Origin of the sequence: Pseudomonas sp. Bc-h, assembly GCF_002080045.1 — a bacterium.
Classification (GTDB): Bacteria; Pseudomonadota; Gammaproteobacteria; order Pseudomonadales; family Pseudomonadaceae; genus Aquipseudomonas.
Genome location: NZ_MUIN01000002.1, coordinates 146860 through 167431 on the forward strand (window position 1 = coordinate 146860; position 20572 = coordinate 167431).

At 57.4% G+C, this 20572-nt stretch carries 20 protein-coding genes and 2 pseudogenes; 12 read left to right on the forward strand and 10 right to left on the reverse strand.

Translation table 11 applies throughout. The annotated features are described in order from the left end of the window. Window positions 1-133: 133 nt before the first annotated feature. On the reverse strand, window positions 134-547 hold the full coding sequence (locus tag BWR59_RS02770) for a hypothetical protein (RefSeq protein ID WP_081564123.1): 414 nt from the start codon (window positions 545-547) through the stop codon (window positions 134-136). Between the two features lie 89 nt (window positions 548-636). On the opposite strand from BWR59_RS02770, the gene BWR59_RS02775 reads away from it, so the two are divergent. Further along, window positions 637-915: a helix-turn-helix transcriptional regulator gene (locus BWR59_RS02775; protein ID WP_081564124.1), complete on the forward strand. Its 279-nt coding sequence runs from the start codon at window positions 637-639 to the stop codon at window positions 913-915. A gap of 83 nt (window positions 916-998) precedes the next feature. Here BWR59_RS02775 and BWR59_RS02780 read toward each other — a convergent pair whose 3' ends face one another. After that, entirely contained in the window at window positions 999-2147 is a 1149-nt protein-coding gene (locus BWR59_RS02780; RefSeq protein ID WP_178111207.1) for a site-specific integrase, read from the reverse strand. Between the two features lie 105 nt (window positions 2148-2252). On the opposite strand from BWR59_RS02780, the gene BWR59_RS02785 reads away from it, so the two are divergent. Beyond that, entirely contained in the window at window positions 2253-3191 is a 939-nt protein-coding gene (locus BWR59_RS02785) for a DNA-binding protein (RefSeq protein WP_343286964.1), read from the forward strand. Between the two features lie 185 nt (window positions 3192-3376). Here BWR59_RS02785 and BWR59_RS02790 read toward each other — a convergent pair whose 3' ends face one another. The 4 genes from BWR59_RS02790 to BWR59_RS02805 form a co-directional block, all read right to left on the reverse strand. Beyond that, window positions 3377-3784 (reverse strand): hypothetical protein, encoded by a 408-nt coding sequence (locus tag BWR59_RS02790; RefSeq protein WP_081564126.1) that lies wholly within the window; start codon window positions 3782-3784, stop codon window positions 3377-3379. A gap of 366 nt (window positions 3785-4150) precedes the next feature. Further along, window positions 4151-4384: a BPSL0761 family protein gene (locus BWR59_RS02795; RefSeq protein ID WP_081564477.1), complete on the reverse strand. Its 234-nt coding sequence runs from the start codon at window positions 4382-4384 to the stop codon at window positions 4151-4153. Between the two features lie 1202 nt (window positions 4385-5586). After that, window positions 5587-5865, reverse strand: coding sequence for a hypothetical protein (locus BWR59_RS02800; RefSeq protein ID WP_081564127.1), 279 nt, complete (start codon window positions 5863-5865; stop codon window positions 5587-5589). Next, window positions 5855-6643 carry a VacJ family lipoprotein gene (locus BWR59_RS02805; protein WP_081564128.1) on the reverse strand — a complete coding sequence of 263 codons (789 nt, stop codon included), beginning with the start codon at window positions 6641-6643 and terminating at the stop codon, window positions 5855-5857. Before BWR59_RS02805 ends, BWR59_RS02800 begins: the two co-directional genes overlap by 11 nt. A 171-nt stretch (window positions 6644-6814) precedes the next feature. Between BWR59_RS02805 and BWR59_RS02810 the strand changes: the two genes are divergently transcribed. The 3 genes and pseudogenes from BWR59_RS02810 to BWR59_RS02820 all read left to right on the forward strand — a co-directional run. Then, the gene (locus BWR59_RS02810) at window positions 6815-7525 is read left to right on the forward strand and encodes a response regulator (RefSeq protein WP_081564478.1); all 711 of its coding nucleotides are present in this window, start codon (window positions 6815-6817) and stop codon (window positions 7523-7525) included. Further along, window positions 7522-8877, forward strand: coding sequence for an ATP-binding protein (locus tag BWR59_RS02815; protein ID WP_081564129.1), 1356 nt, complete (start codon window positions 7522-7524; stop codon window positions 8875-8877). Before BWR59_RS02810 ends, BWR59_RS02815 begins: the two co-directional genes overlap by 4 nt. A gap of 27 nt (window positions 8878-8904) precedes the next feature. Next, window positions 8905-9626: pseudogene (locus tag BWR59_RS02820) on the forward strand (IS3 family transposase); the annotation flags it as partial. 147 nt (window positions 9627-9773) lie between these two features. Here BWR59_RS02820 and BWR59_RS02825 read toward each other — a convergent pair. Further along, window positions 9774-10319: a YbaK/EbsC family protein gene (locus tag BWR59_RS02825; protein WP_081564130.1), complete on the reverse strand. Its 546-nt coding sequence runs from the start codon at window positions 10317-10319 to the stop codon at window positions 9774-9776. 133 nt (window positions 10320-10452) lie between these two features. Beyond that, window positions 10453-10734, reverse strand: a complete 282-nt coding sequence (locus BWR59_RS02830; protein ID WP_081564131.1) for a pyrimidine/purine nucleoside phosphorylase — start codon at window positions 10732-10734, stop codon at window positions 10453-10455. Between the two features lie 218 nt (window positions 10735-10952). On the opposite strand from BWR59_RS02830, the gene BWR59_RS02835 reads away from it, so the two are divergent. Further along, window positions 10953-11345 (forward strand): LysR substrate-binding domain-containing protein, encoded by a 393-nt coding sequence (locus BWR59_RS02835; protein ID WP_269140306.1) that lies wholly within the window; start codon window positions 10953-10955, stop codon window positions 11343-11345. Between the two features lie 1090 nt (window positions 11346-12435). Here BWR59_RS02835 and BWR59_RS32745 read toward each other — a convergent pair. After that, window positions 12436-12557: pseudogene (locus BWR59_RS32745) on the reverse strand (thiol-disulfide oxidoreductase); the annotation flags it as partial. Window positions 12558-12805: 248 nt separating this feature from the next. Here BWR59_RS32745 and BWR59_RS02845 point away from each other — a divergent pair. The 6 genes from BWR59_RS02845 to BWR59_RS02870 all read left to right on the forward strand — a co-directional run bounded on the left by BWR59_RS02845 (window position 12806) and on the right by BWR59_RS02870 (window position 19924). Beyond that, complete coding sequence (locus BWR59_RS02845) at window positions 12806-13516, forward strand: CerR family C-terminal domain-containing protein (RefSeq protein WP_081564133.1); 711 nt, start codon at window positions 12806-12808, stop codon at window positions 13514-13516. Window positions 13517-13759: 243 nt separating this feature from the next. Then, the gene (locus BWR59_RS02850) at window positions 13760-15979 is read left to right on the forward strand and encodes a CoA transferase (RefSeq protein WP_081564134.1); all 2220 of its coding nucleotides are present in this window, start codon (window positions 13760-13762) and stop codon (window positions 15977-15979) included. Between the two features lie 32 nt (window positions 15980-16011). Further along, a complete protein-coding gene (locus BWR59_RS02855; protein WP_081564135.1) occupies window positions 16012-16749 on the forward strand; it encodes an SDR family oxidoreductase in 738 nt (245 codons plus the stop codon). A gap of 30 nt (window positions 16750-16779) precedes the next feature. Further along, window positions 16780-18081 carry an acyl-CoA dehydrogenase family protein gene (locus BWR59_RS02860; protein WP_081564136.1) on the forward strand — a complete coding sequence of 434 codons (1302 nt, stop codon included), beginning with the start codon at window positions 16780-16782 and terminating at the stop codon, window positions 18079-18081. Further along, the gene (locus BWR59_RS02865; protein ID WP_081564137.1) at window positions 18078-19130 is read left to right on the forward strand and encodes a phosphotransferase family protein; all 1053 of its coding nucleotides are present in this window, start codon (window positions 18078-18080) and stop codon (window positions 19128-19130) included. The genes BWR59_RS02860 and BWR59_RS02865 overlap by 4 nt, the downstream gene beginning before the upstream one ends. 23 nt (window positions 19131-19153) lie before the next feature. Next, window positions 19154-19924, forward strand: a complete 771-nt coding sequence (locus tag BWR59_RS02870) for an SDR family oxidoreductase (protein WP_081564138.1) — start codon at window positions 19154-19156, stop codon at window positions 19922-19924. On the opposite strand, the gene BWR59_RS02875 is transcribed toward BWR59_RS02870, so the two are convergent. Next, window positions 19910-20554: a TetR/AcrR family transcriptional regulator gene (locus tag BWR59_RS02875; protein WP_081564139.1), complete on the reverse strand. Its 645-nt coding sequence runs from the start codon at window positions 20552-20554 to the stop codon at window positions 19910-19912. The genes BWR59_RS02870 and BWR59_RS02875 overlap by 15 nt on opposite strands. Window positions 20555-20572: the final 18 nt, after the last annotated feature.

The window sequence follows — 20572 nt, forward strand, 5'->3', positions numbered from 1 at the left end:
ATTGTCGTGTAGGGATCCGTTACTTGAGCCTCGTCGTGCGTGATCGGGATCAAACTTAGGAATAGGCACGAAGATCCCTCTGCGTATGACATGTAGGACTCCAACGATCGTCTTAGGGTGTTAGAAAGCACATTCAAGCTGAGGTGTAAATCGTTTCGGAAGCCATCAGCGATGAAGCAGGCAGCTCAACAGCCCCACGCTCAGTGACGACAAGGTAGCGTCCTCGTTCAGATCCGGCCTTGTAATCTGCATCAATGCTGAGCACTTGCAACAGCTGCCAGAGATTGGATCCGTTTATCTTTGGCGAAGTCATCATCATGACGGCGTTGACTCGCGTGGATGCGGGTCGCGAATCCAGTATTTGGGCAAGATGTTCGATATTAGCGATCAGCATTGTGCGCGAGATATCCATTCCACCCTCACGCAACGTCAGGGAAAGCTGGAACCACCTATCCTCCAATTCGTGCTCAATCACTGCCCATCGTTTAATTTCCAAATCAAATGGAAGCGGTGGGCGAAATTCGGCAGCTGGCTGTGTGAAAAACATTCTGTAAGTCTCAATTCCAATGAACCCTATAGATTGTAGCCCTAAAGTGTTCAAAAAGGCTTCATCGTTCTTTTTGAGAACGACGGAAAATGGACACAAGAAAAGCTTTCGGTATCGCGTTACGACACCGCCGCCTGCATCAACGCCTAACTCAAGAAGACTTCTCGGAGCTGAGCAGCAGAACGTATTTGAGCAGTCTCGAGCGGGGTATCAAGTGCCCTACTCTGGACAAAGTGGTCGAGCTTGCATCGGTCCTAGGTATTCACCCCTTAACGCTGATCGCAGAGACATTCCTTACGTCCGAGCCTGATCAGACCGTCGACACACTGCTAAAGCGGGTGCATGCAGAAATTTCGGAAGGGAGCTAGCTTTCAACGTAATTCTTCGGAGTTCTCTAAGCTCAAGTAGGGCAGGTGAGTGGTGCGTCGTCTCGGGCAGTGAACTGGAAGTCTTACCTCGCTTTGGCCTCTGTCGAATATGGATGGACCTCTAGATTGGCACCGGTCTCTTCAGCTTTAGTATTTTCCAGCAACCTGGATGCGCGACTACCTAGCAGGGATCCCGCTTGGAAATAGCCCATGACTGTGCCCACACTGCGGTGTTCAGTCATGGCCATCACTTCACCCAGCGGTACACCCTGCCGTCCTGCCTCAGTAACGAAGCCGGAGCGCAGGCTATGCGCCGACCAGTCACCTTCCAATCCGGCCAGTTTGGCGCGACGCTGAACGATTCGTGCCACCTGATCACCGGAAAGCCCTCTACCGCTGACCCTACCGCCTTTGTACAGTCGTCTGAACAGTGGGCCAGACGTGGCGGCTGCGACTTCGATCCAGGCAGCCAATGCCTGGGCAGCAGGTCCACGCAGGGGCATTTCCCGGCGCACGCCACTGTTGTCCGTCTTGGTCGCACCCAAGGTGTAAATCCAAGTCTCGGCATCCAGTTGCCGCACATCATTGACTGAAAGACCGACTACTTCGGACCGTCGCCGACCGCCACCGCTCCAGGCTAGCAGCAGCAGGGCGCGATCGCGAATACCGCGCACCCCGTCGGTACAGGTGGCCAATAACGCCTGCAGAGGTTCCAGAACAGCCGCGGTTTTCTTGCGTACCTGCACACCCTGCCGACTTTGCGCCTTGCGAGCCTCGCGCAGCAAGGTTCTGACTCCGACGGCCTCAGTGGGGCTCGGCCACTGATTGGCCTGGTGCCATTTGCTCAACACTGCCAATCGGTGACTGACTGTGTTGAAGGCCAGTGCACCCGTTTTGCTCTTCACCTTGGCTGCGACCAATGCGGCGTCAATCCCCGGCGGCAGGAGATGAGACCAGTCGTCATTATCCAACGGCCTCGCCAGGTGATCGAGAATGAACTGCAGGGCCACGGTGTCGGGCAATGGACCGTCACCCAGAGCCCGGCCGTAACGCAGTTGCAGCCAGGCCGACCAGTAGGTGAGGGCGCTGCGGTAGCTGCGGACAGTATTGGCGGCCGTGCCCGCAGCGATGAAGGCCCGGGCAGCTTCTTCAGCATTATTCGCCAGTCGATCCAACTCCAGCGGGATCTCGACCACAGTTTTCAGCTCATCTGTGTTATTCATTACGTTCAACGTAGTAAAATATTCGTTTGTTAATAATAGGATCGGATAACATCTATTTATCAGACCTAATATAGCCTGAGGTGCCCTGTGGCGGTAGGAGTTCCAGAAAATGAGGTGTTTGCTGCTGCGGATGCTGTGCTGGCCAGAGGCGAACGGCCCACGGTCGAGCGAGTGCGTCTGGAGCTGGGGCGGGGGAGTCCTGCGCGGGTCGGTAGTCTCCTGGACCAATGGTGGGATCGGTTGGCGCAGCGCCTGCGCGGCGAAACTAGGCTTCCCTCGCTACCGTCTGAGGTGTCGCAGGCGTTTGTGACAGTCTGGCAAGAAGCGATGCACTACGCTCAAGGTGTGGCCGAAGCAGGGCTGGTCGAGCAACGTGCAGTGGTGATTGAAGAACGCGCGGCAGTTTCCGCTGCGGAAACTGCGGCACGACAAGGTGTGGCCCAGTATCGCCAACAGGCCGCCGCTGCCTTGGCGGCTCAACAGAACGCGGAGCGCCGGTTTTCAGATCTAGAGCGGTTGCTCGATCAAAGTCAGGGACAAGTAATCGACCTGACGCAGCAACGCGACGCGCTCAAGTCTGAGCGCAATTCCGTTCGCGAGCGCGTCCAGGAAATGGAGAATCTCTTGCTGGCGTCCAGACATGAGGCCGAACAGGCGCGCAAAGCTCACGATATCTATGTGCGGGGAGTTGAAGATCGCGCTTATCGTGAAGTTGATCGAGCACGCGAAGAGAACAAATCAATGCAGCTGCAGTTGAAGCAGCTCGCTAAACAGACGGATCAGCTGCGTCAACGTTGGGAGATAGCGGTCGCACAGGTGACTGAGCTCCAAATTCAGAGTGCAACATCGCAGGCGCTGGCGGAGCAGAGCGAGCAGCAGCGGCAGCATACATTGGAAAAATTGGAGGCGGTGCAAACTGAACTATCTCAAGCACTGACCGGGGAGGTGGCACAACAGGCAAGGGCGGACACTTTAGAGCTGCAGGTTGTGCACTTGCGCTCGCTGCTGAAGCCAGCGCGTAAGAAAACTAGCCCTAAATTAGCTGCTCCCTAGCATCTGACGCCTCCGATCATAGCCAGATCAGACCTGCGCGCTGGACCATACCATCGATGTCCTCATCTCTCTGGATGCAGTTCGATAATAATTCTGATCGTGTGATCGTAGTCGCCGTTCCTTCCGATCGTTCTGCCTGTGGGGAGAACAGTCGTGCTTGCGGCTGTAGTGACTCCGCGCGGCGCTTAGCGTAGCGAAAGGATGTTGCGGAGCGCTGCATTGGGCTCTGGAGGATCGTCGAGCAAACGACAGGCAACATCTGCATCAAGCACTGTCAGGCCCTCCACATCGAAAGGAGAATGCTGCCGCTCGTGAGCGATTGAGCGCACGGCCAGTGCCTCGATAATCATTTTCAATTCTCCGAGTTCCTGCTCGATCGCTGGCAGGCGTGGTACACGAGCCGCACGGGCTCTCACAGAAGGGCGGCGGCATACATTGCCAGAAAGGACTTTGGCAACTACTAGGTGAACGACAAGATCAGCATGAATGACAGCCTTGACGTTTTCATCTGCGGGCTTGGATGGTTTCGCTTGAGGCTGCTTGATCACCACGTCTCCCTGTACGCCAGATTCGATGTTGCGTGTTCCATCCATGCTCCCGTCCCATCACTGCAAAGAGGTCCCTCTATTGTACGGAGAGTTTTCAGAAGTCCGGGACGATGCCGCCGGCATGGATAGAGTCGCCCATAGGTCACTTTTACAATCATCTCTGCTCGATTTTAGTCCGAACAACGCGTTGCTACACAACAATAAAAGCCTACCGCCGACCGACGCTAAGCTTAACCTACCGGCGAGTGGCAATCGCGTGAGCGCCACCTATCAACCTTGACGGACTCCACCAGTCAGAATCAAGGGACTGGGTTAACTTGTGGCTTCGCCGACGGGCATCGGTTTTTTCCTTCTTGTGGTGTGCATCAGCAGGGGGCGGCAGCTTTTGGTCGATGGCTGCCTTTCAGGCGCCTACCAGTCATTAGTAGAGGAGCAAAAAACGGGGCCGAATGTACCTATCCCCAGTTTCTTCGCTTGTTCTTCAATACGGCCTGCCTGCAGGACATCCTGCTTAGTAGGAAAGTGGCGCAAAAGGAAATAGGCGTTTTGTCTCACGCGTTCGGGCACCTCCGTATCGCGCGCAAGCTCAAATAGAAAAGTGTGAGTTTGTGCGACGGATCTGGTCCGTTCAAATGGCATTGTCATTTGGGCCTCCTCGTGTGGGATCGTCGTCCAAAGGCAGGCAACCAGGATCGGTTGCCAATTTTCGTAGGTGCAGCCCAGGATATCGGACACTAGACCAATTATAACGTCCGGCGCCTTGACCGTCCTGATGGGTTTGGCCTCTTGCTGCCGCTCGGGGCTGGCGGAAATTGGCTGCTCGCTGCCTGTCACGAGGGGCGGGATTCGGTCCAGAGTGTGTAAAAACACTTTCGTGCCCGCGAAAGCGCCGTTGGCTCAGGGTGGGAGACGGTTTATAGGGAATTATAGAGCGATTATAGGATGCAGTGCTGATGGCCATTTCTGGCAGTTTTCCGCCTTTGGCGATCGGCTGAAATCGACCGATCCTGTTGAAAAAAAATCGGTCTTAGTTTCCACGGCAGAAAAGTACGCACCTGAGACTGAAATCTTTAATTTCGGCTGAGGCTTCCAAGCTCGGACTTGACGGAGCACCGTGCAAAAAACGGCGTTTTCCCGGCTCAATTTCCGGGCAGTTTAAGTGGAGCAACGTTTTCAACACTATCGACCCATAGCGGTCGATGATGACCGGAAAAAGCCGGCCATTAGCAGTCGGTGGGCAGAGTCTGGTGCCCTAAAACGCCAAAAAGAAGGAAAAAATAGCGAAAGCTACCGATGTATAGCGAATTTCACTAGTCATCGCTAGTTATGCATATTGGTCGATCACTGCTATGACCTTGTATTTACACAGATGACGCACAGTCCACAGTTTTATCGCGAACGGAAAGACTTCGTAGTAGAGGACAGCCCGCCTCCACAGATACCTATCGACCCAAAGCAGCCGCTCGAACCTTAGTCACTGTTGCCTCGTCGCCTCTTTCCGCGTGCGTTTATTGGCGCCTCCTGAAAGATCTGGCGTCGCGTCGAATTCCGGTTTCTTGTTGGATTCGTCGAGTGCATCGGTCATTACGAAGTCCTCAGGATCCCGGGGTTGAGAGGAAGCCTGAGGATGGGTAGTTCCGTGTGAAGCCTGCAGCCATATGGCGCTTAGCGTCATCTTTTGGTGAGTCCTTCCGTAAACAGCAGAAAAACCAGAATGCCGGGGCTAGCACCGGCATACATTACTCAAATATCTAAGGAACTACAGGCATGAACATCTAGAGCGCATGTTGCATCTCGAATTGAACAGCGTTGAGCACCGCCGATATGCATGGCTGCCTCTAAGCACGTCATCCAAGAGTGTAGTTTTCAGGGGCATCTGTCTCAGAATGTGTCTCCACAATCCCGCTGCTGATCATCCAACGGATGATGTGCAGCACCGGCACGCGGTGATGACGAACAACGCACCATGCGGCTTCAGTATCGCCAAATCGTTCGACGTAACGGCTGAGCGTCACGTAGCGGCCATCGTCGCTCAGGCGCAGCTCGGTTTCCCGACTGTGAAGTGTGGCCGGAGCGGGTCTTCGGATTATTCGGTGCAGAACCAACGCTTGCGCTCTACTGGTCATCACGCTCACTCCCGGGACACGTTGAATGCGCTGAGTTGACCGCGCCTGCCTTTCCTTCCGATACAAGGCGCGCGCGTTTGCTGGCCACCATGTCTCGCAGTGCGACGTAATAATCCGGCTTTGTGCGCAACCGGTCGGTGACGGGCAGCAGCACAGCACGGCCGTCAACGATGCCACCTACCGTGTTGAGGGTGCCCAAGGTCTGAACTGTATCGCTGTTGCTGCCTAGCGGGTCGACCATGAAGCTCAGGACTTTGCCGGTGGCGTCGCGCAGGTTGCCTGTGCCTAGCAATGGCAGTTCCACGGTGGGCCCATTGGCGATGTTCCAAACGCCAAATGTCTGACCAAAGTCTGACTTGTGGCGCTCAATCCCCATCCTGCCAGAGACGTCGATCAGGCCGACGATACCCACGGTGGAGTTGATAATGAAGCGGCCAAGGGTGGCTACGGAGCGGTTGCCATTGCCTTGTAGCACGTCGTTGATGAAAACCTTAGGTTCGCCAAAGTTGGCGACGAAGTTATGAACGCCTACTTGGAAGAACCCAGGCAAGTGGCGGTAACCCCGGGCGACAGGCGCTAAGGCGTAATCGTCGACGCTGCGGTTGAAGGCGAAGATGCCACGGTTGACCGACTCCGCCGGGTCATGAACGGTGTAACGGACATCGTCGCAAAGCCCAATCGGCACAGAGGGCGTTCTGGCGCAACCGACGACGAGCGCGACAACGCAACCGGCGAAGGCAGTTCGAATAATGGCTGAAGCGTGTGTGGGAGTGGGCATGCAAGAGGATCTCGGCTAGGACTGAGCGAGATCCTGCCTGCGGTTTCTTGCCTGAAAATTTCCGCTTTATTGCGTGCACGTCGCTTTATTGCCGAATTGAAATATATGACTCGGCGCGCGGAATGATTTTAGATGGGCGCAACGAATCCACACCCCGCAGCGAGCCCCACAGTGAGCCACTTATTACTGGTCGATGACGACGTTGAAGTCCTAGCCCTCCTACAGAAATTCCTCGAGCAACATGGCTACAGCGTGGCCGTCGCCACCGGCGGGCCTTCGCTATGGCGGGCGGTTAAACGGCGGTTGCCTGACCTAGTGATTCTCGATGTCATGCTGCCTGGGGAAAGCGGCCTTGTACTCTGTCAGCAGCTGCGCGCTCGGCACTCGGTCGCCGTGATCATGCTGACAGCGATGGGCGAGTTGAGCGACCGTGTCGTGGGCCTGGAGCTCGGCGCTGACGATTATCTGACCAAACCCTTCGACGCTAGGGAGTTGCTGGCCCGGGTGCGCGCCGTGCTCAGGCGTGTGAGCGAGGCTGTGACAGGGTCGAACGATGCGGCGCGCGCGGTTCTCGAGTTCGCCAGTTGGCAACTGGATGTTACTCGCCGTGAGCTGCGATCGCCGGAGAAAGTCATGATCCCGCTATCCACGGGCGAGTTCGAACTGCTGTTGGTATTTGCCGAACACCCGCGGCGCGTGCTCACCCGCCAGCAGTTGCTCGACATGGCGCGTGGCGAGGCTCATGACGCGTTTGATCGCAGCATTGACGTTCAGGTCAGCCGGTTGCGCCGCAAGCTGGAGGCGGACCTTCACAGTGAGCCGATGATTCGCACTATCCGTAACGGCGGTTATCTGTTCAGCCCGTCGGTGGTTAGGCGATGAATGTTATATCCGGCTGGTGCACTCGACTGAAACGCTCCCACGACACAGTGGCCGGCTGGATTGCCCTGACTACTTTGCTGGCGATGCTCACTTCCTTGGCACTAAACGGCGCCTTCACCCTTCTCGCGGGGGTGTGGGCCCGACCGCCCATTCTCGAAACCGGGCTAATGGAAAAAGTCGCGACCATCGGGCGCATCATCAATGCAGCGCCTTTGCCACAGCGGGTGAGCATCGCTAGCGCCGCCTCTGACAAGACTTTCAACGTGCAGTGGTTGCTGCGCCACGACGACGCATACCTGCCCGATGCCAACGATCCCGGCTTCAGCGCCGGACAACAGTTGCTGCGCGATTTACTGGAGATGCCTAACGCCAGCATCGAAGCCTACGAGCCCGATGACTGGGGCGGCCAGCACGTCGAGCGGCCTTACGTGTTAATGCTGCAGTTGCTAGATGGTTCTTGGCTACAGTTTTCAGTGCCCACGCGCAAATGGGGTCTTAACCCGTTCAAACGCACTTTAGTCGTAGTTGTGCTGGCAATGTTGTCGACCTTGATGGTCGTGCTAATCGCGACACGTCATCTGGCCGCACCACTGGAGCGTTTTGCCGAAGGCGCCAGACGGTTCGGTAAAGATTTTCGCGCTCCGCCGATTGTCGTGGTTGGACCTCACGAAATTCGCCAAGCGATCCTCGCGTTCAATGCCATGCAGGCGCAGATTCAGCATTTCCTCAACGACCGCACGCAGATGCTGGCCGCCATTTCCCACGACCTGCGCGCCCCCCTGACCCGTATGCGCCTTCGGGGAGAGTTTATCGAGGACGTCGAGCAGCAATCCAAGCTGTTCCGGGATGTGGATGAGATGCAGAGCATGGTCAATTCCGCGCTGGACTTCTTTCGCGATGACGCCCGACTGGAACCGGCCACCGCATTTGATCTGGCTGAGCTGTTGCTTACGGTGGTCGATGACTACAAGGATGCAGGCATAGAAGTAGCGTTCGTCGGCGCCAGTCGTTTTGTTTATGTCGGGCGTCCGATTGGCATCAAGCGAGCCCTGGTCAACTTGATTGATAACGCCCTCAAATATGGTCACGACGCCAGCCTAGAGTTCCATGCCAATGTTCATTTCGTGGAGATCCGGGTACAGGATCGCGGGCCGGGCATCGCCCCAGAGTTGCAGGATCAGGTGTTCGCACCCTTTTATCGTATCGAAGGTTCGCGCAACAAACACACTGGCGGTGTTGGCTTGGGGCTGTCAGCGGCACGGGCGACAGTGCTGGAGCATGGAGGGTCGCTGACATTGCGCAACCGGCCCGGTGGTGGGCTTGAGGTCAAAGTCGCGTTGCCACTGGACTGAAACAGCCTTCGATCAGGCAGGATTAGTTTGTAGAGGCGGCGAACACCCGACATTGATCGACTCAGATTGCGCAGCCGAGTGAACGAGACGTTCACCCAGGGACGAAGTGCTCCGGGCAGTCGAAGCATCATGTTAATGATGCAAGAAGAAAGTGAGTAAATTGGACGGTTCAAAGCACGCAGGCTGATGCGCGAACTGGAACTGGAACTGGTCAGCAAGCAGCCGGGATCCCACGCCTATAAAAAAGCAACAGTCGAGCGGCCTGATATACCAAATGTCTTGAACCGGGAGTTTGATGTCGAAACCCCTAACCAGGTATGGTGTGGCGACATCACCTACATCTGGGCACAGGGGAAATGGCACTACCTTGCGGTTGTCATCAATCTCTATGCTCGCCGGGTGGTGGGCTGGGCGTTATCGGAAAAGCCGGATTCAGGCCTGATGGTGAAGGCGCTGGACGTGGCTTACGAGCAGCGCGGCAAACCTCAAAGCCTGCTATTTCACTCCGACCAGGGATCGCACGATGGCAGCCGCAACTTTCGCCAATGGCTGTGGCGCCACCGCATGCGCCAGAGTATGAGTCGCCGAGGAAACTGCTGGGACAATGCGCCGATGGAAAGGGTGTTTCGCAGCTTGAATACAGAATGGATCTCAACCACCGGTACATGACCGGCCAGCAGGCTCAGAGAGACATCAGCCAGTATCTGATGCATCACTATAACTGGATCCGACCTCATCAATTTAATTAAGGGTTGGCCACGGCGAACACTGAAAAAAAACTTAAAACCGTGTCCGGGATCAGCTTACCACTGCACAATCTTGAAATCGAATGGCCACGACACGCACGTGAGCTGTCTACCGTCCTTACGGCGACTACTGCGATCTTCACAACTACATTAAAGAGTGACAATGCACGGTCGATGCCCCAGGTAGGGCAGTAAAGTGTCGAGCAGAGCCTGAGTTTTGAATTTCAGGTAGCTGCTTGTCGTGCCATCGCTGCAGGCATACCACTGCTGAATAATCACATCGTTATCGAGTACCACGCGTACCACGCGTACCGCGTCATTATGTTTAAGCAACATGGAAAAAACAGTGGCTGCGCCTATTTTTACGCCCAAGCGGTGCTCCATGACTTTACGGTCGACGAAGGACACTCTGGAGGTTGACAGTGCCTGGCTGAAGCGTTTGGAGCTGAAGGGCTTCGACCCCTCAGTGATGAACAGAAAATATTCAGTCTTCTGGCTATTGCACAGGTATAGCGTCTTTACCATGCTAGCCTGGAATTTTGCGTTAACCAACGCGCAATCCTCCATCGTCACCAGGTCAGTGGTTTCTACTCGTTCGAAGGGAATGCCAAGGGTGTCGAGCGTCGCGTAGACCTCATTTTGCAAAGATGTAAGAAATGCAACAGGGGCCTTTTCGCTGATCTCGCTGATGTACATCTAAGCTCCAGAAGACTCATTTACTGCAAATGACAGGGCGATTCTATCCACGATAGCTGTCACGATCTGACGAGCATCGCTCGTACGCCGTTCTGAGAGTGCATCAGCATCAACGACCCTGAATCGTCGTTCCTCACAAGTATTCGCACAGATACGCAGTATCCTGCTGTATCACTACTTCAAAGTCAGTGCCTGCGGGCACGGTGAATTGTTGCCCTGAAGAGAATGTATTCCATGCAGGCGCGCCGACGGGCCTCGTCTTAATCAAACCTTCCACGACGTGCATGATTTCTTTTCGTCGGGCGGAAAAGGTGTATTGGCCTGGCGCCATTACCCCCACCGTTGCTTCTTTTCCTATAGGTTCAAATCCGATGGATTTCACGCGGCCATCAAAATAATCATTCAGCTTAAACATCCAGTTGCCTCGACACGAGCTTTGGGGATCGAACGGCGACGTCGATCTGTAGGAGGACAGCCGCCAAGTTGAGTGACGTACAGAATAATCCTAAGTCTGGCGCATTTTATTGAACTAGATCCGCGATTCAATAAGGATTTCTGCATAGTCCCCGTAATTTTGGTTAACATCTAAAACCTGTGCAGCCGCTGTAAAAATGCCTCCAACATTCGCTCGTGGTGGCTGCGGCGTTGGATACCACTGGTTTGCAGGAAGCCTGCTTGATCCACTCGACGAACCGAGCGGCAGACTGGCAAAAATGGTTCGATGCCCATCCGCACCATGGCATGCACAAAGCGCGCGCGCGGCAGCTGAGTTTCAGTAATTCGACACTGGCTTACGAAGCGGCCATCACCGGCAATGGCATTGCGCTTGCCGAGGTCATCGTCTCGGCGGCGGACATCGCCAACGACAAGTTGGTAGTGCCTTTCACGGCGCGCCTCGTTACAGGCCGCGGCCTGTACATGCTTGAGCCACAGCAATCACCGACCTTGCAGGCGGTTGGGTTGCTGCGGCAGTGGATCATCGAGGAGAGTGCACTGCATGATGTTCTGGCTCAGGCTTATAAATGACTGACGCGGTGGCGTGTAATTCCAAAGATTGAAACCATGTGCGCAAAATGCCTCTCAATTAACGATTTTGCTGGCCTGTCGTGGGAGCGCGCATGCCAGTGCCGGTTGACGCTCACTTCAGTCAGCCGCACTGGGTATCCGAGCATCTGCAAGGCCGTACGCGCCAAAGTTGCGCAGATCCGGCGCGGGAGCGTAGCGGTCAGATCAGTTGCCGGAATGATGCCCCCAAGCCCCAGAAAGCACGGCAGTGTCAGCGACTTTGCGTCGTTCGCCTTGGTCCCTGAGTGCCTTGTCGATCTGAACGCCCGTCCCTGTGCCGATCGCTACATGGTTTTCAGCCACGTATCCGTCCGGCGAAGGCACCGCTGCCAGCTGCGGATGCACCGGATTGACCAGGCAGAGCCATCCCTGGTAACACAGAGCTAAATTCAGCCGTTCTTACGGCAGACTGAACCAGATAAATTAATGGTCGTTTCCAATGTGTACCACCATCACCAACGACTTCAATCACTCGAGATCATCGAAGCCGTAATGCGTGAATTGAATATGTACGCATACTGAGACGCGACGTCAAAAGCCCAGCTGCCGTTTTGTTAATTCCGAACCAAAAAAATGTTCTGACCGATAGCTCATACCTGAAGCCAACGGCTGCTCCTGGCCGATTCTGTTGAAAAAGTTGGTTTTCCCAAACGGCCAGAAGACTGATCGGTGAAAGCCCCTTTTTCGCGCACTGCTACGTGAAATCTGAGTCTGAATGCTTTTGCGGCGATTCACGCTCGCACTTTTCTGCCGTGGAAACCGCATTCGACTTTTTCAACAAAATCGGCCGATATCTGCCGGTTGAAGAAAATTGGCTAGACCAGCATGCCTTCACCCTTGGTTAACTTCGCGAAGCGGTCCACGCCCTACGAAACCCGCTTCGTGGAATTGGCTCAGAGACACCTACCGACCTGAAGCTGCTCGTCTGCAGCGGCAAAAATAAGACAGAAGTGTATGCATTTAGGGTGGATACTCAATCCGCCTCATTACCTGCGTGGTGGTCGCGAACGACCGCCATGGTGCCGAATGTATCCACTGCTAAACCTGCTCAGGAGAACAACGCGTGGCCTTCAGGCGACTGCACAGTTGCCAGTCGACGCGATGGTAACGGTCATATCGGATCAAAAATTTAGCGCAGCCGTTACAAAGCTTGCGGACACCGTCAAACAGCATCAGGGTTTTACCAAATGCCAGAAGCGGTGCGGGAGTAAACGAATCAGAGGGGCGGGCACTGCTGCGGCCTCTGCGCAGCGGCAATTGGGGGGCATCGTATGGCGGGATCGCTTTGCAACGAAATGATCATTATTGAATAGCCCTAACGCGAAGAGTGAGCGGCTGTAGAGCAGCGAATTATCTATAGATTCTGCCAGCGTGTATTTGCCAGACTGGCATATTCATACGGATCTTAATTGGAGCTGTAAATGGCAAGACACAGACCGGCAAGCGAGGGGGGGTATCAGCGTGGTGAAGAGACCCGTGCTGCCATTCTCCTGGCCGCCGTCGCAGTGTTCGGAGAACGTGGGTACGAGGGAGCCTCCACCCGTGACATCGCCAAGGCTGCCGGGGTCAACGCGCCTTCCATTCAGTACTACTTCGATAGCAAGGAAGGCGTGTATCTCCAGTGCGTCGAGCATCTGATTACGCTGCTCTGGCAGAAGATGGGCGCGGCAGTTGACGCCGCCGAACGTGCGGTTGGCGACGGTACCTCGAGCGATCAGATGTTGATCGAGGGCGCTATCGGGATTCTGGGAGCGGTGCTCTCGACAACTAAAGACACTACACAGATTAGGGCGTGGCGCATTTTTTTCGATCGTCAGCAGGCGGGTTTGTGTCCTCCAAGCGCCACCGTGATTTTTGAGCGGAAATTCAAAGCCCGCATCGATTCCGTCATGCGGCTTCTAATTGCTCGTCTGTCTGGATTCGAGGTTGGAGACGAGCGCACGATCCTTCATTCCACGGCGTTGTTCACTCAAGGGTTAGCGTTTCGTGCTCACAAATCACGGCTGTTGTCAGCGCTGAACTGGAAAGAAGTCGATCATAAGGAAATGGAATTGATCAGAAGCATCGTGCTTACTCAGGCCCGATTTACGCTGGAAGGGCTGGCCCGACAGAGTTTATCCCCGCCGCATTAAATTGCCCCTGTCAATCTATGCGTCGCGTCTTCGGAATGCCCTTTGAACGAATGCTCTGGGCGTGATTCAGGCTTCCCTTTGTATACATGCCTTTCCTATACCGGGCATATTCATGTGGTTTATTTCCTATTGAGAACCCTATTCCTACAGTGGAATCGTGCTATTCCTGAATCCCATTGAGGCGCTCGCCACTCCGAGGCGGAGACGGGCCTCGCAGCGGAATCAAGGTTCGGGTACGAAAAGATGAGAAATGGAGTACTGGATTCGTTACGCGTGATCGAGTTTTGCGAGGGCATCGCCGGTTCAGCGGCGGGGCTGCAACTCAGCGAAGCCGGTGCCGAGGTGATCAAGGTCGAACTGGCCGCGCGACCGTTCAGGCGTAAGGGCGCTCTGTTTTCCGTGCTCGACCGTGGCAAGCGCAAGGTATCGCTTTCGTCGTTCGAAGAGTTGTTGACGCTGTTGAACGGCGCAGATGTGTTCATTCACGAACTCACCCCCGCGCAGGCGAGCGCAAACGGGGTTGATGATGACTCGTTGAGGCGGCTGTTTCCGTCGCTGGTTGTCTCGGCGATTGGCGGCTGGCCACAGCGTCATGCACTGGCCGAGGCGGTGCCGAGGGAGACATTGGTGCTGGCGCGTCTGGGCTTGCTTGATGAGCAGCCGGGGCACCGCACCGGCCCAGTGTTCGTGCGCATGCCCTATGCGAATTGGATCGCCTGCTGGTTATGCGTGGTCGGCGTCATGGCGCGGCTGATTGCGCGGGACCGGGATGGCCGTGGCGGTGCCGCTCATACCAGCCTTGCGCAGGCGGCTCTGGTTCCCATGAGCATGCACTGGTCCAGAGCCGAGAGCCCAACGCCGGTTTTTGCCAAGGGACTGGACAAGCACATTCCCATTCCGTTGCATCGCTGCAGTGATGGGCGCTGGCTGCATGTGCATTACTCGCCGGACAAGGCGCCGCTGATGGCGCAGGCGCTTGAGCGGTTGGGCCCCGATGAAGTGACGAGACTCAATGCAGCCTGCCCGGAGAGTCACGTAGCGCCCAACTTCGGCGCCAACCGGAACATTTTTGCCACGCGCCCGGCTCAAGAATGGGTGGAGCACCTATGGCAGTCGGATGTGGCGGCGCAGATCGCCGCACCCTTTGGCGCCATTTATTTCGACGAGCAGGCAAAGGCTAACGGCTACGTCGTGCAAGTCGACGATCCGCTGCTGGGCAATACTCTGCAGCCCGGACCTTGTTATTCGGTGGAACCGGCTGCGAGGTTGCGCGGGCCGCTGAGTATTCAGAGCGAAGATATCGCCAGTATCGAAGTTCGTTCGCCGAAGCCCGCCGTGGCCGACACGCCCCCTTGTGATCTACCGCCGCTGCAAGGCCTGAAAGTGCTGGATCTGGGCGCCTATCTCGCCGGGCCGTTCGCCTGCATGCTGTTGGCCGATCTGGGCGCGGATGTGATCAAGGTCGAGCCCCCGAGCGGCGATGCCATGCGCCGCCTGGAGCGGACGTTCAGCGGCACCCAGCGCGGCAAGCGCGGCGTTGCAATGAAGCTCGGCGATCCAGCGACCCAGCCAGTGGTCGAGGCGCTGGTGCGCTGGGCCGATGTCGTCCATCACAACATGCGCCTGCCTGCCGCACACAAGCTCAAGATCGATTACGAACATCTCAAGGCGCTGAATCCGACACTTCTCTACTGCCACGTCAGCGCCTACGGCCCCCAAGGACCTCGTGCGGACTGGCCGGGTTTCGACCAACTCATGCAAGCGTCCACCGGTTGGGAAACCGCCCAGGGAGGCGAGGGTAATCCACCCCAGTGGCTGCGTTTCGGGGTCGGCGATTTCTTTGCAGGTCTTTCATCGCTGTACGCGCTTTTGCTGGGGGTGTATGCCCGCAACCGTACAGGAAGAGGGCAGATGGTCGCCTCTTCGCTGTTGGGCGCGACGCTGTTGACGATGGCCGAAGCCGTGGCGCTGGACGACGGTTCTATCAGCGCAGTGGAGGTGCTGGACAGCGCGCAGGCCGGGGTGAGCGTGACACATCGCCTCTATTTGTGTGGCGATAACGCCTGGCTGGCAGTGGCGGCACTAGAAGACGACGAGGCTCAGCGTTTGCTGACGTTGTTGGGCGCCAACCCCGGTGTCTGGTTTCTGACCCGTACGCGTAACCAGGCGATCACTCAACTCAAGCGCCACGGCATTGCGGTCGAAGCCGTGCGTGAAGCGCAACTGGATGCCTTCCTCGATGACCCGTTGAACGCAGCTGCTGGCCTGCACGCCCATTATCCGCATCCCGTCTATGGGCACCTGCAGCAGGTCGGTGCGTTCTGGGACTTCGCCGACATGCCACTGGCGCTCGATCGCGCGCCGCCAGCGCTGGGTCAGCACAGTCGCGAGGTACTGATGCAAATGGGATTTCACGACGTCCAGCAGCAGCGTCTGATCGACGCCGGGTTGTTGCGCGTATGAACACCGAGCGGGTCATCGAGAGGAAAAACATCATGGGGGAACTGGATTTCAGCGGCAGGACTGTGCTGGTCATCGGCGGCTCCAGCGGTATTGGCAATGGCATCGCCCGCAGCTTTCTTGAGCGGGGTGCCCAGGTCCATGTGTGGGGCACACGTGGCTGCGCAGCCGACTATGCCACTTCCCAGGACTCCGATCTCGAGGGGTTGCATTACCACCAGGTCGACGTGGCTCAGGCTTCGCAGATCGATGCCGCACCCGTGCCGTTCGAACGGCTGGATGTGCTGGTTCAGGCGCAGGGCACGGTGCTGTACGACCGGCAGGAGTTCGAGCCCGAAGGCTTTCGCCGGGTACTCGACGTCAACCTCACCAGCCTGATGATCTGCGCGCAAAAATTTCATGCGCACCTCAAGGCAGCCAGGGGAGCAATGATCGTTATCAGTTCCGCGGCGGCTTTTCATTCCACGCGCGGCAATCCGGCCTACAACGCCTCAAAGACCGGAGCGTTCGGGCTGACCCGAACCCTGGGCGAGGGATGGGCACGCGATGGCATCCGGGTCAACGGTATAGCGCCGGGCCTGGTGGAGACCAAGCTGACGCGAATCACCACCGACAACCCCAAACGCCTTGAAGGCGCACTTCGCGCCATTCCGCTGGGGCGTCTTGGAACTCCGCAGGACATGGCCAATGTCGCGCTCTTTCTCGCATCGCCCTTGGCCGGTTACATGCTCGGCCAGACGTTGCTGGTCGACGGCGGAATGCTGCTGGCTTGACTCACGGCTGCGAACAGACAAGGAGGGCCCATGGCCTGGGATTTTGAAACCGACGCCGATTTTCAGGCAGAACTGGACTGGATCGACCACTTCGTTCGCGAGGAAGTCGAGCCCCTGGAACATTTATTGGGCAGCCCTTGGAATATCCACGATCCGCTGTTCAAGCGGCTGGTTCCTCCTCTCCAGGAGCAGGTACGCGAACGTCGCCTGTGGGCCTGTCATCTGGGGCCTGAACTGGGAGGGGCTGGCTACGGGCAGGTTCGCCTGGCATTGATCAACGAGATTCTCGGACGCGCATTGTTCGCGCCCATTGTGTTCGGCTGTCAGGCACCGGATTCCGGCAATGGCGAGATTCTCGCGCATTTCGGCAGTGCCGAACAGAAACGCCGCTATCTGCAACCGCTACTCGATGGCTCGATCGTCTCCTGTTTCGCCATGACCGAACCGCAGGGAGGCGCGGACCCGAATGTCTTCACTACGCGAGCCACCCGTGAGGGAGATCAATGGGTGCTCAACGGTGAAAAGTGGTTCGCATCCAATGCGCGTTACGCCGCTTTTCTGATCGTCATGGCCGTCACCGATCCCGAACTCGGCGCCCACGGTGGAATGTCGATGTTCATCGTGCCAGCCGATACGCCGGGACTGATCATCGAGCGCAACGTGGGTATCGCCGACGACCCACAGGCGACCCATGCCTACCTGAAATTCGACGATGTGCGGCTTTCTGCCAACAGCATGCTCGGTGAGCCAGGCCAGGCCTTTGTGGTGGCGCAGGTCAGACTGGGTGGCGGCCGCGTGCACCATGCGATGCGCGTGATCGGCCAGGCCCAAAAAGCGCTCGATGCCATGTGTCAGCGGGCCTTGTCGCGCAGCACGCAGGGCAGCCGGCTGGCAGACAAGCAAATGGTCCAGGAGAAAATCGCCGATTCCTGGATTGAGCTTGAACAATTTCGCCTGTTGGTCATGCGTACCGCATGGCGTATCGACAAGTATCAGGATTACCTCAAGGTCCGCAAAGACATTGCCGCCGTCAAAGCCGCGATGCCCAAGGTCCTGCACGACATCGCCGCACGGGCGTTGCAGGTCCATGGATGCCTTGGGGTGAGCGACGAGATGCCTTTCGCCGGGTTGATCATTCGCTCCTTTCAAATGGGCCTGGCGGATGGCCCGACCGAGGTGCACAAAATTACCCTGGCAAAGCAGCTGCTACGCGACTACAGCCCCGAAACCGAGATGTTTCCAGCCTGTCACCGGCCTACTGCGGCCCGTGCCGCGCGCGCGAAATTTCACGAGGTGTTGCAGCCCCTGTCACGTGCGGAAGGTGATGCATGACCGGCACTGGCTGGGAGGCACTGGTCGATATCAACCGACTGGCTGGCTGGATGGATCGGCAAGGGTTGGGTAGCGGGGCGATCGAACACCCTCGGCGCCTGACCGGAGGCACCCAGAACCTGTTGCTGCACTTTTTGCGCGAGGGACGGGAATACGTGCTGCGCCGCCCGCCAATGCATCCCCGTCAGGACGGCAGCAAGACGATTGCACGCGAAGCGCGGGTGCTCGCCGCTCTGGCCGGCACGTCGGTGCCCCATGCGGGATTGATCGCTGCCTGTGACGACGTTTCGGTTCTGGGGGCCGGCTTTTATCTCATGGAGCCTGTCGCGGGCTTCAATGCGTCTGCTGGGATGCCCGCGCTGCATGCCAACGACCCCGGCATTCGTCGACAAATGGGTTTTGCCATGGTTGACGCGTTGCTTAGACTGGGCGCGGTCGACTACCGGCAGGTGGGGCTCGATGGTTTCGGCAAACCCGAAGGCTTTCTGCAGCGTCAGGTTGAGCGCTGGTTGTCGCAACTGCAGGGCTATCAGGATTACCAAGGCTGGCCCGGAACCGAAGGTCTGCCGGGGCTGAACATCATCGCCCAATGGCTGGAACAGCACTGTCCGGCGCAGTTTGCTCCGGGAATCCTGCATGGCGACTATCACCTCAACAACGTGATGTTCAGCGATACCACCGCCCAAGTCGTTGCAATTGTCGATTGGGAACTGGCGACCATCGGCGATCCGTTGCTGGACCTCGGCTGGCTGCTGGTCACCTGGCCTGGCGCAGATGGGCGGGGGGCGGGAACCATTCATGTACAGCCATGGGAAGGCTTTGCCACTGCGCAAGAGTTGGTCGAGCGCTATCGCATCGGCACTGCACGCAACCTGGACAACCTGGACTGGTACATCGTGCTCGCCGGTTTCAAGCTCGGTATCTTGCTCGAAGGCAGTTATGCGCGGGCCTCTGCCGGGAAATCCACAATGGACACCGCATTGACCCATCACGCCAGCGCCGTGCGCCTTTTCGAACAGGCCCGGATGCGCATCGCGAAGGAATCATGAAGGCTTTGACCGGAGGCAGGTAAATGGCAACTGACAGGCAACTCGTCGGCAAGAAAATCATCGTCACCGGCGGTGCACGGGGTATCGGCGCAGCGGTGGTCAGCGCCTATGTGGAGCAGGGGGCTCACGTCATCAGCCTGGACATTGGTAACCGCATCGACGTCGAGGACGAGCAAGGGCCGGGATGGGCTTTTCACCGTCATTGCGATATCGCCCAAAGCCGGTCGGTCGACGAGGCGTTTGCCTGGGCTGCCGAGCGACTGGGCGGTCTGGACGTGCTCGTGCATGCAGCCGGCATTGCACCGAACGCCATGGCGCAGGATATCGAACTGGATCAGTGGGAGCAGGTGTTCGCGGTGAATGCCAGGGGTACGTTCCTGACCAATCGGGCAGCGCACGCGCTGATGAAAGAATCGGGCGGCCGCATCATCAATTTCGCCTCTGCCGCCGGTGTCATCGGTCAGCCGGGGAAGGCGCACTACGCCGCGAGCAAAGGTGCCGTGCTGGCCTGGACTCGGACCGTTGCCCGTGAGTGGGGGCCGCTGGGCATTACCGTAAATGCCATTGCCCCGGCCATGTGGACACCCATGTACGACGCTACGAGAGCGAGCATGAACCCGGAGCAGCTTCAGCATCACGACGCCTTCATGGCAACGCACATTCCTCTGGGTGGGCGGCTCGGTGATGCGCGTAAGGACCTTGCGCCCATGCTGGTGTTTCTCGCGGGCGACGGATCACGTTTCATCACCGGGCAAACCCTGCCCGTGGACGGCGGTATGCTAATGCTGAGCTGAGTCTGCGAAGGGTTCGACCGATGTGGGCAGCAGCACACCGTGGATCATCTTGGTGTGCAATCCCACGGTGGCGGTCAGGGAAGGGGTGTGGCCGGGGCTGTGCCAGCTGCTGATCTCGTTGAGCATCGCCAGCATGCACGGGACCATTGTCTTGATGGGCACTTTCATGAAGCGCTCCTGGTCCATGCCAGCCTGCAGGATAGCGCCGAGGCGCTCGGCGGTTTCATCGCGCAAGGCTTGAACACTTTTCTGCTGGCAGGCCGTCAGGCAGCGGTACTCCAGACGCGCGAGCAACCAGCGTTGGCGATGTTCGACGGTGAACGCGACGTGGCTCTTGATGAACGCGTTCAGCGCCTTGAGCGGGTCACACAGGATCAGCAGCTTTCCTGGCAGGACCTGCAGCATGTTGGTCTCATACTCCTCGATCAACTCGAAAAGCAGCGCAGCCTTGCTCTCGATGTGGTTATAAAGCGAGCCCGCCTGCATGCCGACAGCGGTCGCCAGCTGACGAAGGCTGACAGACTGAAACCCGTACTCGACGAACAACTGCAGGGCTGTGGTGCGGATCTGTTCGTGGGGCGAAAGTGGCGCATCGGTTGGCATCACGTCTTGCGTTGCGAGAGCCTGCATGAATTGCACCTCGGAAAA